The organism is Methylobacterium sp. Leaf113 (assembly GCF_001423325.1).
Lineage (GTDB): Bacteria > Pseudomonadota > Alphaproteobacteria > Rhizobiales > Beijerinckiaceae > Methylobacterium.
On the sequence record NZ_LMNJ01000045.1, the window covers coordinates 120,192 to 133,261 of the forward strand.

Sequence of the window (13,070 nt, forward strand, 5' to 3'; positions counted from 1 at the left end):
TTCCGACGGTGGGGTATCCAGAGCCGCCGACCGTGGCAATCCTTGCAACACCAGTGCTTCCCGGGTCCCGGGCTCCGCTGCGCGGCCCCGGGGTGACGGGGTGACGGGGTGACGGGGTGCTTCCCGAGCCTTTCCGGCTCGTGGAACAAGCCTGTGCGATCCCCCTGTCAAAGCGGGAGGGACGCGCGTCGCGCGGCGGCCCCCTGGGTAGGGTCGCATAGTTACGGGCGCCAGAACTGACGAATAAGAGGCGTGCCGTTCACATCCGCAGCAACACCTTGCCCACGGCCTCGCGCCGCTTGAGGATGCCCAGGGCCTCGGCGTATTCGGCGAGCGGATAGACGCCGTGGACCTTGGCGGTCAGGCGTCCCTCCGCCACCCAGGCCAGCAACTGCTCCTGGTTGGCCCGATGCGCCTCGGGCTCGCGCTCGACGAAGACGCCCCAGTGCACGCCCTGGATGTCGATGCCCTTCAGGAGGGCAAGGTTGAGGGGAATGCGGGGGATGTCACCGGCAGCGAACCCGATCACCAGGTAGCGCCCCTTCCAGCCGAGCGAGCGCAGGGCGGGCTCGGCGTAGTCGCCGCCGATGGGATCATAGATCACGTCGACCCCCTCCCCATCGGTGAGGCGGCGCAGGCCCTCGCGCAGGTTGTCGGCGGCGTAATCGAGGCCCATCGGGGCGCCGTGCGCCTCGGCCACGGCAAGCTTCTCCGGCGAGGACGCGCAGGCGATGACGCGAGCGCCCAGGATCGCCCCGAGTTCCACTGCCGCGAGGCCGACGCCGCCCGAGGCGCCGAGCACCGCCAGGGTCTCGCCGGGCTGAAGCCGGGCGCGGTCGCGCAGAGCGTGGAGCGAGGTCCCGTAGGTGATGGTCAGCCCGGCGGCCTGCTCGTCCGAGACGCCGTCCGGCACGGGGGTGAGGTGCCGGGTGGCGACGGCGATCCGCGCGCGGCAGGTGCCGAACTTCTGGTGGACGATGACGCGGTCGCCCACCGAAAAGCCCTCGGCCCCCTCGCCCAAAGCCTCGATCACGCCGCAGGCCTCGCCGCCGGGAGAGAACGGGAGTTCAGGCTTCACCTGGTAGCGCCCGGCGATGATCAGGGTGTCGAAGAAGTTGAGCGCCGCCAGCGTGATGCGGATCACGGCCTCACCCGGACCGGCCACCGGATCCGGCAGATCGGCGAGTTCCAGATCCTCAGGTTCCCCGAGTCGGGTACACAGCAGCGCCTTCATGCCCACACCTCCCTGATGTTCGCATCGGCGCTTGCACCGACACGGCGGCCTGCGCAAGCACTACGGTCCAAAGTGCAGGCACTGCGATCCATAGTGCAGGCACTGCGGCCGTCAGGGGCGTTCGTAGGTTCCCACCAGGCAGCCCTTGGCAAGCACGCCTCCCGCCATCGCCTCCAGCAAGGCGCCTCGGCCGGGATGCTGGGGCAGATCCAGCCCCCGGTCGAGGGCATAGGCCTGGAACAGGTAGGCGTGCGCCCCGTGGCCAGTGGGCGGATCGGGCGGCAGCCAGCCGGATTTCAGAAAGCTGTTCTTGCCAAGTTCGAGATTCTTGCCGAGAGCGAGACGCGAACCGGCTTGGCTCGCCGCGCCTTCCGATAGCGGCGCATCGGGATCGAGGTCCCAGGCGATCAGGTGGACGAGGGGATTCGGCGTCGGGCTTCCGGCATCCTCGACGAGCAGCACGACGCGGGCAGTGCCGGCGGGCAGGCCGGTCCAGGCCAGCGGCGGCGAAGTGCCTTCCCCGTCCGCGGTGAAGCGCGCCGGCATCGCAGCGCCGTCGTCGAAGGCGGGACTGGTGAGCGTCAGGCCCTCCGGCGCCGCGGCGAAATCGGTCCGGTAGGCGGTCCTGTCCAGCCCGGCCTTGAGGCCAGACAGGGCGGCGCCCACGGCATGCGGAATTTTCTCGAGCAACGGCGATCTCCCGGCGGATACGCCGACCAACCCCTTGCCAGACCGAAGGTTCAGGCCGGGCGCTGCGCCGCGATCATGTAGTTGACTGCGGTGTCCCGGCTCGGGCGCCACGAGCCGTCGAGCGGGTTGAAAACCACGCCCGTGGTGTCGGTCACGCGCAGGCCGCCGGCCTCGACGGCGCGGGTGAGTTCGTCGGGCCGAACGAACTTGTCCCAGTCGTGGGTGCCCTTCGGCAGCCAGCCGAGGACGTATTCCGCCCCCACGATGGCCAGAGCGTAGGACCGCAGCGTCCTGTTGATGGTGGCGGCGAACAGCAGGCCGCCCGGCTTCACCGCGCGGGCCGCCTGCGCCACGAAGGCCGGCATATCGACCACGTGCTCCACCACCTCCATGGCGAGCACGATGTCGAAGCGCTCGCCGCCGGCCACCACGTCCTCGATGGTGCGCGCCCGATAATCGACCGGCACGCCCTCGGCATCGGCGTGGGCCTGGGCCACCTTGACGTTGGTGGGAGCCGGATCGAGGCCCGTGACCGTTGCGCCGAGGCGCGCCAGCGGCTCGGACAGGACGCCGCCGCCGCAGCCGATATCCACAAGGGCGAGGCCATCGAGGGGAAAAGGCGCCTTCGGGTCGCGCCCGAAATGGCGGGCCGCGGCATCTCGCACGTAAGCGAGGCGGACCGGGTTGAAGCGGTGCAGGACCCGCATCGGGCCGGCCTCGTCCCACCAAGTGGCCGCAATGGCCTCGAAGCGGGCGACCTCGTCGCGGTCGATGGAGGCGCCTGTGGGTCCGGTCATCGTCTCGGCATGTCTCGTGCGGGGTGGGCGTACCCCCTTGTTGACACGCCCGGGCGGCCCTTGTACCCGCCGAAGCCCTGTCCGGTACAGCAGCCAAGCGACGCGGCAGGCGGTACGGGGCGTGGAAATTTCGACCCGAGACCGGCCGAATCCCTGGCTGTTGCGCTTTCCCTGGCTCCTGCCGCTATCCTTGGCTCTTGCCACTACCCCTGGCTCTTGCGACGCGTCGCGGACGCGACAGGCTCCATCTGGTGAGAACATGCCCCGTCTGGTGATGAAGTTCGGCGGCACGTCCGTCGCCAATGTCGAGCGCATCCGCAACGTGGCCGCCCACGTGGCGCGCGAGGTCGCAGCCGGATACGAGGTCGCCGTCGTGGTCTCGGCGATGTCAGGCAAGACCAACGAACTCGTCGCCTGGGTCAAGGACGCCAATTCGATCTACGACGAGGCCGAGTACGACGCCGTGGTGGCCTCGGGCGAACTCGTCACCGCCGGGCTCCTGGCCATCGCTCTCCAGAAGATCGGTATCCAGGCCCGCTCGTGGCAGGGCTGGCAGATTCCGATCCTGACTTCGGACGCGCACGGCTCGGCCCGCATCGAGGGCATCGACGGCGCGCGCCTCAATGCGGGTTTCCAGCGCGGCGAAGTCGCGGTCATCGCCGGCTTCCAGGGCATGAACGAGGCCACCGGCCGGGTCACCACCCTGGGGCGCGGCGGCTCCGATACCAGCGCTGTCGCCATCGCGGCCGCCATCGGGGCCGAGCGCTGCGACATCTATACTGACGTCGACGGCGTCTACACCACCGATCCGCGCGTGGTGCAGAAGGCAAAGCGCATGGAGCGCGTGACCTTCGAGGAAATGCTCGAGATGGCGTCGCTCGGCGCCAAGGTCCTGCAGGTTCGCTCCGTCGAACTCGCCATGGTCCATCGCGTGCCGACCACGGTGCGCTCCTCCTTCGATCCGCCGGACAATGCCCGGCCCGGCACCCTCATCTGCGACGAGGACGACATCGTGGAACAGCAGATCATCACCGGGATCGCCTTTTCCCGGGACGAGGCGCAGATCACGCTTCGTCGCGTGAAGGACAGCCCCGGCATCGCCGCCGCCATCTTCGGCCCCCTGGCGGACGCCAACATCAACGTCGACATGATCATCCAGACCGTGTCGGGAGATCAGTCGACCACCGACATGACCTTCACGGTCCCCTCGGCCGACTACGATCGCGCCCGCAAGATCCTCGACGCGCAGAGCGGTGTGATCGCCTTCGCCCAGATCGAGGGGGCCACCGACGTGGTGAAGGTCTCGGCCATCGGCGTCGGAATGCGCAGCCACGCGGGCGTCGCCGCCAAGGCTTTCCGGGCGCTGGCCGAAAAAGGCATCAACATCCGGGCCATCACCACATCGGAGATCAAGTTCTCCGTCCTCATCGATGCCGCCTATACGGAGCTTGCCGTTCGCACGCTCCACTCGCTATACGGCCTCGACCAGGCCTGACGAGCCGGAGCGCGCGCACGCCTGCGCGCGGACCGGAGCCCGCGGCCGAAGCCGGATCGAGGAGACCATGCCCGCTGCGCCCGGAGGCCCGCGCCTGCTTCTGCGCCGCCTCCGCGAAGCGATGGCGGAGCCGGTCAGCCCACAGGCTCGCCTCGACCGCATCGTCACGCTGATCGCCGCCAACGTGATCGCCGAGGTGTGCTCGGTCTATGTGCTCAGCGATGACAATATCCTCGAACTGTTTGCCACCGAGGGCCTGAACCGCGAAGCGGTCCACCTGACCCGGATGCGGGCGGACGAGGGCCTCGTCGGCCTCATCGCCAAGACGGCCGAGCCGCTGTCGCTCTCCGACGCGCAGTCGCACCCGGCCTTCTCGTATCGACCGGAAACGGGTGAGGAGGCCTATCACGCCTTCCTCGGCGTGCCGCTCCTGCGCGCCGGCAACACGCTCGGCGTCCTCGTCGTTCAGAACAAGACCTACCGGGTCTATTCCGAGGAGGAGATCGAAGCGCTCCAGACCACCGCCATGGTGCTGTCGGAGATGATCGCCTCGGGCGAGCTTCAGGCCCTGGCGCCGGGCGCGGGCTCGGCGGCGCGCCGGCCGGTGAGCCAGCGCGGCGTGGCGCTCGCCGATGGCATCGGCCTCGGGCACGTGGTGCTGCATGAGCCACGCATCGTCATCAAGAAGCTCATCGCCGAGAATGTCGAGCGCGAGGTCGAGCGGCTGGAGCTTGCCATTGGCGAGGTCCGCTCGGCCATCGACGACCTGGTCGAACGCGGCGACAGCATCGGCACGGGGGAATCGCGCGAGGTGCTGGAGACGGTGCGCATGTTCGCGCACGACAAGGGCTGGCTGCGCCGGATGCGCGAAGCCGTGCATTCCGGACTCACGGCCGAGGCCGCTGTCGAGCGCGTCCAGTCGGACAACCGCGCCCGGATGATGCGCCAGAGCGACCCGTACCTGCGCGACCGGCTGCACGATCTCGACGACCTCGCCAACCGCCTGTTGCGCACCCTGATCGGCGCCGAGGGCAACGGGGCGCAGCGCGTGCTGCCCGAGAACGCGATCCTGGTCGCCCGCTCGATGGGGCCGGCAGCCCTGCTCGACTACGACCGCACGGCCCTGCGGGGCGTCGTGCTCGAGGAAGGCGGCCCGACCAGCCACATCGCCATCGTGGCCCGGGCGCTCGGCATTCCGGCGGTCGGTGAGATCGCCAACGCCACGGCCCTGTGCGATGCCGGCGACGCGATCATCGTCGACGGCGCCACCGGCGAGATCCAGGTCCGGCCGGGGCCCGAGATCGAGGCGGCCTATGCCGAGATGGTGCGCCTCCGCGCCCGCCGGCAGGAGCAGTACCGGGCGCTGCGCGACGTGCCCGCCGTCACCCTCGACGGCACCAAGATCGGCCTGCAGCTCAATGCCGGCCTTCTGATCGACCTGACCCATCTGCACGAGACCGGCGCGGACGGCATCGGCCTGTTCCGCACCGAGCTGCAGTTCATGGTGGCCCAACGCATGCCGTCGGCGGCCGAGCAGCAGACGCTGTACGAAGCTGTGTTCGCCGCGACCGGTGACCTTCCGGTGACCATTCGCACCCTCGATATCGGCGGCGACAAGATCCTGCCCTACATGCCGGCTCTCGAGGAGGAGAATCCGGCCCTGGGCTGGCGTGCGATTCGCATCGGCCTCGACCGCCCGGCCCTGCTGCGGGTTCAGTTGCGCGCCCTGCTCAAGGCTTCGGGCGGCCGACCGCTGAAGATCATGTTTCCCATGGTGGCGACGGTGGACGAGTTCACCCGCGCCAAGGCCATCGTCGAGCGCGAGAAGGCGCATCTGCGCCGCCACGGCCACGCCCTGCCGAGCGACTGCAAGCTCGGCGTGATGGTGGAGGTGCCCTCGCTGCTGTTCCAGATCGACGAGATCGCCAAGGCAGCGGACTTCCTGTCTGTCGGATCCAACGACCTGATGCAGTTCCTGTTCGCGGTCGACCGCGAGAACCGGCGCGTCGCGGACCGCTTCGACACCCTGAGCGTCCCGGCCATGCGGGCCTTCCGGATCATCGCCGAGCGGGCGGCCGCGGCCGGCTGCCCGGCTACCGTGTGCGGAGAGATCGGCGGTCGCCCGCTGGAAGCCATGGCGCTGATCGGCCTCGGCTTCCGCCACCTCTCGATGTCTCCGGCCGCCATCGGCCCGGTCAAGGCCATGGTGCTGGGGCTCGACGTGAACGCGGTCTCCGACCTGATCCACACCGAACTGGCCCGGGCCGGCGACGGTGCCACCCTGCGGCCAGCCCTGGCGGCCTTCGCGAAGGCGCACGGGGTTCCTATCTAACTGGGTCGTGCCGCGACCCCGTCGTCGATCTGGCTTCCGGTCCGACGAGCCCTTGTTCCTGGTGAGAGTTTTCGACGGGCGATGACCCCTATTCCTGCAGAACGCCTCGACGCGATCCTGACGCGCCACGACATCGTGACGGCCACGCTGAGCGCCGGCTCGGCGGATTCCGACACCTTCGTGCAATTGTCACGCGAGTTGTCCGAACTGGAGGGCGTCGTCGCGGCGATCCACGCCTATCGCGCCGCCGCGCAGAATCTGGCCGACATCCAGGCGCTGATCGACGAGCCGGGCGGCGATTCCGAGATGCGGGCGCTCGCCGCCGACGAGAAGCCGGAGGCCGAGGCCGGGTTGGAAACCGCCTACCGGGCATTGCAGCTGATCCTGCTGCCGAAGGATTCCGCCGATGAGAAAAGCGCCATCCTGGAAATCCGGGCCGGCACCGGCGGGGACGAGGCGGCCCTGTTCGCCGGTGACCTGTTCCGGATGTACGGCAAGTATGCCGACGCCAAGGGCTGGAAGGTCGAGGTCATCTCGGAGAGCGAGGGCACCGTCGGCGGCTATCGCGAGGTCATCGCCGAGGTGAAGGGCAAGGGCGTGTTCGCCCGCCTGAAGTTCGAAAGCGGCGCCCACCGGGTCCAGCGGGTGCCGGACACCGAAGCGCAGGGGCGCATCCACACATCCGCCGCGACCGTGGCCGTTCTGCCCGAGGCGGAGGAGGTCGACATCGTCGTCAACGATGCGGATCTGAAGATCGATACGATGCGGTCGCAGGGCGCCGGCGGCCAGCACGTCAACAAGACGGAATCGGCCATCCGCATCACGCATCTTCCGAGCGGCATCGTGATTTTCGTCCAGGAGGAGCGCTCCCAGCACAAGAACCGGGCCCGTGCGATGTCGCTGTTGCGCGCGAAGCTCTACGACGCCGAGCGGACCGCCAAGGACAGCGCTCGCGCCGCCGACCGCAAATCGCAGGTCGGCTCGGGCGACCGCTCGGAGCGCATCCGCACCTACAATTTCCCCCAGGCCCGGGTCACCGACCACCGCATCAACCTGACCCTCTACAAGCTGGAGGAAGTTCTGGCCGGCGAGGCCCTGGATGAACTAGTGGATGCCCTCGTCACCGAGCATCAGGCCGAGTTGCTGGCGGCCGAGGGTATGGCCTGATGACCGTTGCATCGGACCGATGACGGGAGGGGCCGCGCCGGAACGGGTCGGCGACGCCGAGGCGCCTCCGTTCGATCCGGCCATGAGCCGGACCGAGGCCCTGCGGGTGATGACCGACCGGCTCGCCGCTCAACGCATCGCGGCGAGCGACGCCCGATTTCTTCTGCTCGACGTGCTGCGCCTGACCTCGACCGATCTCGTCCTCAGGGGCCGGACTCCCCTGGGAACGGACGATGCGGCCAAACTCTCGGCTGCTCTGGATCGCCGGCTCGGGGGCGAGCCGGTGGCCCGGATCGTCGGCGCCTGGGAGTTCTGGGGCCTGTCCTTCGGGCTCGCCCCCGAGACACTGGTTCCACGCGCCGACACCGAGACCCTGGTGGAAACGGCCCTGGCGCTGCAGCCCGACCGCCGCACGCCGCTGCGTCTCCTCGATCTCGGCACCGGCTCCGGCTGCATTCTCGTGGCGTTGCTCAACGAGCTGCCCAACAGCACCGCCATCGGCGTCGATCGTTCGCGGGCGGCTCTGCTTCAGGCCCGCGCGAATGCGCAGGCGCACGGCGTCGGTGCCCGCGCCGCCTTCGTGGTGGCGGATTGGACAGCAGCCCTCGCGGGCTCCTTCGACCTCGTCGTCTCCAACCCGCCCTACATCCCGAGCGCGACGATCCCGGACCTCGACGTCGAGGTGCGTGAGCATGATCCGGCTGTGGCGCTTGACGGGGGGGCGGACGGGCTCGATGCCTACCGGTCGATCATCGCGGCGCTGACGGACGGCCCGGCCGGGCTCGCTGCCGGCGGCGCACTGGTTTTCGAGGTCGGCTACGACCAGGCGGACGCGGTGGCCACTCTCGGTCGCGAGGCCGGGCTCGGGATTGGGCGGATCACTCACGACCTCGCTGGACATGCCCGGGTGGTGACCTTCACCCCTGACGAGACGGTCAGGACCGGCCGGGAGGGTGTGAAAATCGGAAAAACTGAGCTCTCACCCGGCGAGAGGACAAAAAACGCTTGTTGACCTCTCGGCGAACGGCTAGTCTCGCCGGCAGATCGCGAACGGTCCATCAAGATGGACTGAGGTAAGGCGGGTTGTGGCTTCGGTCTGCGACACCCTTAGAAGATCTCCCCACGATCAGGCTGGTGCGCGCGGGACGACGCGCTGGAGCTTGATCAACTTCGTGCCTGAAAACCGAAGGACGCCTGGACGCTCAGAGCGGGCCTTGGTCAACGGACAGAGACGGCAAAGCACGGCGAAAGCGATCACGGACACATCGGACCCGGATCACGCGGCGCCAGCGACGAGCCTGCCTCAGGCGGTGTCGTGACCGCCCAGAACCCGCCGCATCATCAGACGCTCCGAGACGAACGAGGGTCAATCGAGACCGATGAGACCAAACCAGAATAGACGGATGCGCGGTCGCAACCGCCCCAAAGGTCCCAATCCGCTTACGCGTTCCTACGAATCGAACGGCCCCGACGTCAAGATTCGCGGCACTGCCCAGCATATCGCAGACAAGTACGCCCAGTTGGCCCGCGACGCGCAGGCCAGTGGCGACCCGGTGGCGGCAGAGAACTACTTCCAGCACGGCGAACACTATTTCCGGATCATCTCGGGCGCTCAGGAACAGACCCGTCAACAGGTGGGCGGTTACGCTCGCGGCTTCGACGACGACGGCGACGAGGGCGACGACGAGGGTCAGGCCGCCCCGCAGGGCTACGCTGCCTCCAGCTACGGTGCCAATTCCTACAACGAGGAATACGGCGATCCGGGTCAGCAGCCTCAGCCGCAGGCCTACGAGGGCCGGCCGGAGGTGCGACAGGAGACGCGGGCTGAGAATTACCGCCAGGATTACAATCGACAGGATTCCAACCGGCAGGAATCCAACCGGCAAGACGCGAACCGCCAGGATTCGAATCGACAGGATTCCAACCGGCCGGATTCCGGCTCGGACAACAACCGGCAGAACCGCCGCGACCGCTTCGCCAATCGAGGCGACCGCCCCCAGCGCTTCGACAACCCGCGCGATGGCAACCGGCCGGACTACAACAATCGACAGGACAACCGGCAGGACTCCAACCGGCAGGACAACCGACGTGACGATTTCGGTCGTCAGGACGGCAACCGACAGGATTCCAACCGACAGGATTTCCGGCCGGATCAGAACCGCCAGGACGGTGCGCGCCAAGACAATCCGCGTCAGGATTACGGGCGCCAGGATGCGGGCCGGCAGGATCAGCCGCGCCCGGATTTCAACCGCCCTGCCCCGGTCCGGTCCGAAACGCCTCGCTACGAAAACGGGCGAACCGATCAGCCGGTGAACGAGTCCCCGCGTCAGGACGCCAACCGATCGGAGTTCGGTGGCCAGGACGCGGCTCGGCCGAGTTCGAGCCGCGAGGAGACGCCTCGGGCGAGCCGGACGAACGATGCCGCGCCGCGTCGCAGCCGGCGTCGCGAGGAGCGTGAACCGGTCGGTAATCCCGAGGACGTCGCCGCCCTGCCGGCCTTCCTGATGACGCCGCCGCGTCCCGTTCCGGCCGTCGAGCGGACGGCCGAACCGGCAGCCTCGGCAGAATCCCAGAACACTGGTACCGGCCCCGGCGGTTCCGACGAGGGGACGCCCGCGACCCCGAAGCCGCGCCGGCGCCGCCGCGCCCGCTTCGAGGGCTCTGAAGCCCCCGAGGGCGGCGTCGGCGGTGACGATCCGTCGTCCGTCACCGAATAAAACCCGCGCGTCCGCGCGACCTTCGACAAACTTCACAGGAAGCCGCCCCGATCGGGCGGCTTCTTGCGTTTGGGCTGGCACGCCGTGTCAGGCGGTGCGCCAATTCAGGAAGGCCTGAACCCGATGGCGCAGGCGGTGATGGCGCGCGGCCTCGCCAAAGGGCGCGATCTCCCAGATCCAGTCCCGGTCGGGAGGATCGAGGCGCACCCCGTGCAGAAGATCGATCCGGTCGGTGATCCGGCCGGTCCGGTCCTCCTCGAACTGCTCGATGTCGGTGAGGAGGCAGACGCGTGCCCGCAACCGCCCGAGGCCTTCTAGATGCGCCCGGACGATGCGACCGCCGAGATCGGGCGGCAACAGGCCGGGCCGGTCGAGCGGCAGGATCGGCAGTTGCGACAGGAGGTTGGCGGACACCACGAAGTCGACCTCGGCGCCACCGCAGAGCGCCGGCAGCGGATCGACCCGGCCCGGCTCGGCGTTCAGGTCGGCAGTGATCAACCGGACGTTGGAATAAGTTCGGACCAAGCGGCGCGCCGGCCACAGATGCACCGCATCGACAAGGTGGACCTCACGAAAGCGGCGGGCCAGATCCGCGATCGGCACGTCCTGGAGCAGCCCCGACCCGAGAACGACGGCGATGCGGGTTTGGTCTAGGCCCTCGCAGGCATCCAGGATCGCGGCCCGGGACGCCGCAAGATGGGGCGCCCAGGCAGCGTGGCAGCGCCGGCCGCGCGACAGCAGCAGCACGCTCTCCCGCAGGTATCCCAGCCGCCGAAGGCGCAGGGGAACGGGTGTCACGAGCAGATGAAACAGTTCGACCAGCACGGGGATCTCGAGCCAAGCGATCGGCACGCGGATCGCCCGCGTTTCCACACGGCATAGCGAAGAGCCGTCCGAACATCAGCAACGGAGATGATTCACCGCAGCAATCCGTATTCGGCGCGGCGGAAAACCAGCCCTTGTCCCAACGCAGCGGGAACCTGTCCGCCGCGATCGTGTTCCGGTTGGGCCGTCGCGGCCGCGATCCTGCGACCGCATTGTTCTCGGAGCGACCGTGTCGAACCTCGTCCGCATCATTCTCGCAATCTTCCTGCCGCCCATCGCGGTCCTCATGACCACCGGCATCGGCCTGCAGTTTCTGCTCAACATTCTGCTCACGCTGATGGGCGTCCTGCCCGGCACCATCCATGCCCTGTGGCTGGTGCTGCGTGATCGCTGAGCCGATGGTATCCGTCCGCCAGGGTTGAGCGCCGGGTTGGTACCCAAGCCGGCGGAACGATGGAGGCGAGGGCAGGATGAGCACACGCGGCTTCACCGGGCGAAAGCCCCCGGAGGCAACTCGGGAGCGCCTGCCCCCGGGGCAGTACCTCACGGAGGATTTTCCGGTCCTGCAGATCGGACCGAATCCCCGTCTCGATCTCGACACGTGGTCCTTCACCTTGCGCGAGGGTTCGCGCCCTCTGAAATCCTGGACCTGGGAGGCGTTCACCGCCCTTCCGCGCACACGCTGGAGCGGCGACATCCACTGCGTGACGAAGTGGTCGAAGTTCGACACGGCCTGGGAAGGCGTCAGCTTCGACGACATTCTGGCCGATGCGGGCATCGCCGCGCCGACAGCCTTCCTGCTGGCCGAGGGCTACGACGACTACACCACCAACGTTCCGGTGGGGGACCTCGTCGGAGGCAAAGGTATGGTCGCGACCCATTACGACGGGGCGCCAATCCCAGCTGACCACGGCGGCCCGGCGCGTCTGCTGGTTCCGCACCTGTATTTCTGGAAGAGCGCCAAGTGGGTGAAGGGCCTGCGCTTCACCCAGCGCGACGAGGGCGGCTTCTGGGAGTTGCGCGGCTATCACATGCATGGCGATCCTTGGCGCGAGCAGCGCTTTACTGGTGATTGAGCCGTCCGCGCCCCCCCTCCCCTGGCAGTCCGCGATCCTCACGGCCATCCGGCCCGTCACCGGGCGCGTGAAGAGCTATCGCTTTCAGGTCGCCTTCGATCGCCCGGTGCTGGCCGGGCAGCATGTGGACGTGCGCCTGACCGCTCCGGATGGTTATCAGGCCCATCGCAGCTATTCGATCGCCTCGGCGCCGAGCCAGGACGGCATCATCGAGTTGATGATCGAGGGGCTGCCCGAGGGCGAGGTCTCGGGTTTCTTCGAGACGGTGGCGGAGGTCGGCGACACGATTGAGCTGCGCGGGCCGATCGGCGGCGCCTTCGTCTGGCGGCCGGAGGATGGCGGACCGCTCCTTCTGGTCGGCGGCGGTTCCGGCGTGGTGCCGCTGCTGGCAATGCTGCGCCACCGTGCGGCGGCGGCTCCCGAGGTCCCGGCCCTTTTGCTTTACTCGGTGCGCGACGCGGCTGAGGCGATCGCGGCCGAGGAGTTGGCCGTACGCGCCCGGGACGAACCGCATTTCGCGCTGATGCTGACCCTAACCCGCGCCGGCGGCCGGCGCGTCGATGCTGGCATGATCGGCGAAGCGCTCCAGCGGCTGGGACAGCCCGGTCACATCTACATCTGCGGCGGCAATGCCTTTGTAGGGAGAACGGCGGACCTGCTCGTCGATGCGGGGGTGGACCCGCGCCTGATCCGGACCGAGCGCTTCGGCAGCTGAAGTCGTGATGGTCTTGTCCGGC

At 68.6% G+C, this 13,070-nt stretch carries 12 protein-coding genes; 8 read left to right on the plus strand and 4 right to left on the minus strand.

Going from position 1 to position 13,070, the window contains the following annotated elements:
* Positions 1-259 precede the first annotated feature (259 nt).
* The 3 genes from ASF60_RS18695 to ubiG form a co-directional block, all read right to left on the minus strand.
* Positions 260-1,234 carry an NADPH:quinone oxidoreductase family protein gene (locus tag ASF60_RS18695; RefSeq protein WP_056188558.1) on the minus strand — a complete coding sequence of 325 codons (975 nt, stop codon included), beginning with the start codon at positions 1,232-1,234 and terminating at the stop codon, positions 260-262.
* 111 nt (positions 1,235-1,345) lie between these two features.
* Positions 1,346-1,924, minus strand: a complete 579-nt coding sequence (locus ASF60_RS18700; protein WP_056188561.1) for a YbhB/YbcL family Raf kinase inhibitor-like protein — start codon at positions 1,922-1,924, stop codon at positions 1,346-1,348.
* A 50-nt stretch (positions 1,925-1,974) separates the two neighbouring features.
* On the minus strand, positions 1,975-2,721 hold the full coding sequence (gene ubiG / locus ASF60_RS18705; protein WP_056188563.1) for a bifunctional 2-polyprenyl-6-hydroxyphenol methylase/3-demethylubiquinol 3-O-methyltransferase UbiG: 747 nt from the start codon (positions 2,719-2,721) through the stop codon (positions 1,975-1,977).
* Positions 2,722-2,980: 259 nt separating this feature from the next.
* Here ubiG and ASF60_RS18710 point away from each other — a divergent pair, with 259 nt between their 5' ends.
* From ASF60_RS18710 to ASF60_RS18730, 5 genes are all read left to right on the plus strand, one after another.
* Positions 2,981-4,216 carry an aspartate kinase gene (locus ASF60_RS18710; RefSeq protein ID WP_056188565.1) on the plus strand — a complete coding sequence of 412 codons (1,236 nt, stop codon included), beginning with the start codon at positions 2,981-2,983 and terminating at the stop codon, positions 4,214-4,216.
* A gap of 67 nt (positions 4,217-4,283) precedes the next feature.
* Positions 4,284-6,548, plus strand: coding sequence for a phosphoenolpyruvate--protein phosphotransferase (gene ptsP / locus ASF60_RS18715; RefSeq protein WP_056188567.1), 2,265 nt, complete (start codon positions 4,284-4,286; stop codon positions 6,546-6,548).
* A gap of 81 nt (positions 6,549-6,629) precedes the next feature.
* Positions 6,630-7,715 carry a peptide chain release factor 1 gene (gene prfA / locus ASF60_RS18720; protein WP_056188570.1) on the plus strand — a complete coding sequence of 362 codons (1,086 nt, stop codon included), beginning with the start codon at positions 6,630-6,632 and terminating at the stop codon, positions 7,713-7,715.
* Positions 7,716-7,734: 19 nt separating this feature from the next.
* A complete protein-coding gene (gene prmC, locus ASF60_RS18725; protein ID WP_443136781.1) occupies positions 7,735-8,727 on the plus strand; it encodes a peptide chain release factor N(5)-glutamine methyltransferase in 993 nt (330 codons plus the stop codon).
* Between the two features lie 391 nt (positions 8,728-9,118).
* Positions 9,119-10,432, plus strand: coding sequence for a DUF4167 domain-containing protein (locus tag ASF60_RS18730; protein WP_056188573.1), 1,314 nt, complete (start codon positions 9,119-9,121; stop codon positions 10,430-10,432).
* An 87-nt stretch (positions 10,433-10,519) separates the two neighbouring features.
* On the opposite strand, the gene ASF60_RS18735 is transcribed toward ASF60_RS18730, so the two are convergent.
* Entirely contained in the window at positions 10,520-11,257 is a 738-nt protein-coding gene (locus tag ASF60_RS18735) for a hypothetical protein (protein ID WP_056188958.1), read from the minus strand.
* Positions 11,258-11,486: 229 nt separating this feature from the next.
* Here ASF60_RS18735 and ASF60_RS24020 point away from each other — a divergent pair, with 229 nt between their 5' ends.
* The 3 genes from ASF60_RS24020 to ASF60_RS18745 all read left to right on the plus strand — a co-directional run bounded on the left by ASF60_RS24020 (position 11,487) and on the right by ASF60_RS18745 (position 13,048).
* Positions 11,487-11,651, plus strand: a complete 165-nt coding sequence (locus ASF60_RS24020) for a YqaE/Pmp3 family membrane protein (protein WP_082487210.1) — start codon at positions 11,487-11,489, stop codon at positions 11,649-11,651.
* A gap of 76 nt (positions 11,652-11,727) precedes the next feature.
* Positions 11,728-12,333 carry a sulfite oxidase-like oxidoreductase gene (locus tag ASF60_RS18740; protein ID WP_056188961.1) on the plus strand — a complete coding sequence of 202 codons (606 nt, stop codon included), beginning with the start codon at positions 11,728-11,730 and terminating at the stop codon, positions 12,331-12,333.
* Positions 12,293-13,048: an FAD-binding oxidoreductase gene (locus ASF60_RS18745; protein ID WP_056188574.1), complete on the plus strand. Its 756-nt coding sequence runs from the start codon at positions 12,293-12,295 to the stop codon at positions 13,046-13,048. Before ASF60_RS18740 ends, ASF60_RS18745 begins: the two co-directional genes overlap by 41 nt.
* Positions 13,049-13,070 lie beyond the last annotated feature (22 nt).

What these genes read in the sequence shown, in the direction of transcription:
- ASF60_RS18695 (WP_056188558.1), bottom strand. Translation starts at nt 1,234, where the DNA reads ATGAAGGCGCTGCTGTGTACCCGACTCGGGGAACCTGAGGATCTGGAA.
- ubiG (WP_056188563.1), bottom strand. Translation starts at nt 2,721, where the DNA reads ATGACCGGACCCACAGGCGCCTCCATCGACCGCGACGAGGTCGCCCGC.
- ASF60_RS18710 (WP_056188565.1), top strand. Translation starts at nt 2,981, where the DNA reads ATGCCCCGTCTGGTGATGAAGTTCGGCGGCACGTCCGTCGCCAATGTC.
- ptsP (WP_056188567.1), top strand. Translation starts at nt 4,284, where the DNA reads ATGCCCGCTGCGCCCGGAGGCCCGCGCCTGCTTCTGCGCCGCCTCCGC.
- prfA (WP_056188570.1), top strand. Translation starts at nt 6,630, where the DNA reads ATGACCCCTATTCCTGCAGAACGCCTCGACGCGATCCTGACGCGCCAC.
- prmC (WP_443136781.1), top strand. Translation starts at nt 7,735, where the DNA reads ATGACGGGAGGGGCCGCGCCGGAACGGGTCGGCGACGCCGAGGCGCCT.
- ASF60_RS18730 (WP_056188573.1), top strand. Translation starts at nt 9,119, where the DNA reads ATGCGCGGTCGCAACCGCCCCAAAGGTCCCAATCCGCTTACGCGTTCC.
- ASF60_RS18740 (WP_056188961.1), top strand. Translation starts at nt 11,728, where the DNA reads ATGAGCACACGCGGCTTCACCGGGCGAAAGCCCCCGGAGGCAACTCGG.
- ASF60_RS18745 (WP_056188574.1), top strand. Translation starts at nt 12,293, where the DNA reads ATGGCGATCCTTGGCGCGAGCAGCGCTTTACTGGTGATTGAGCCGTCC.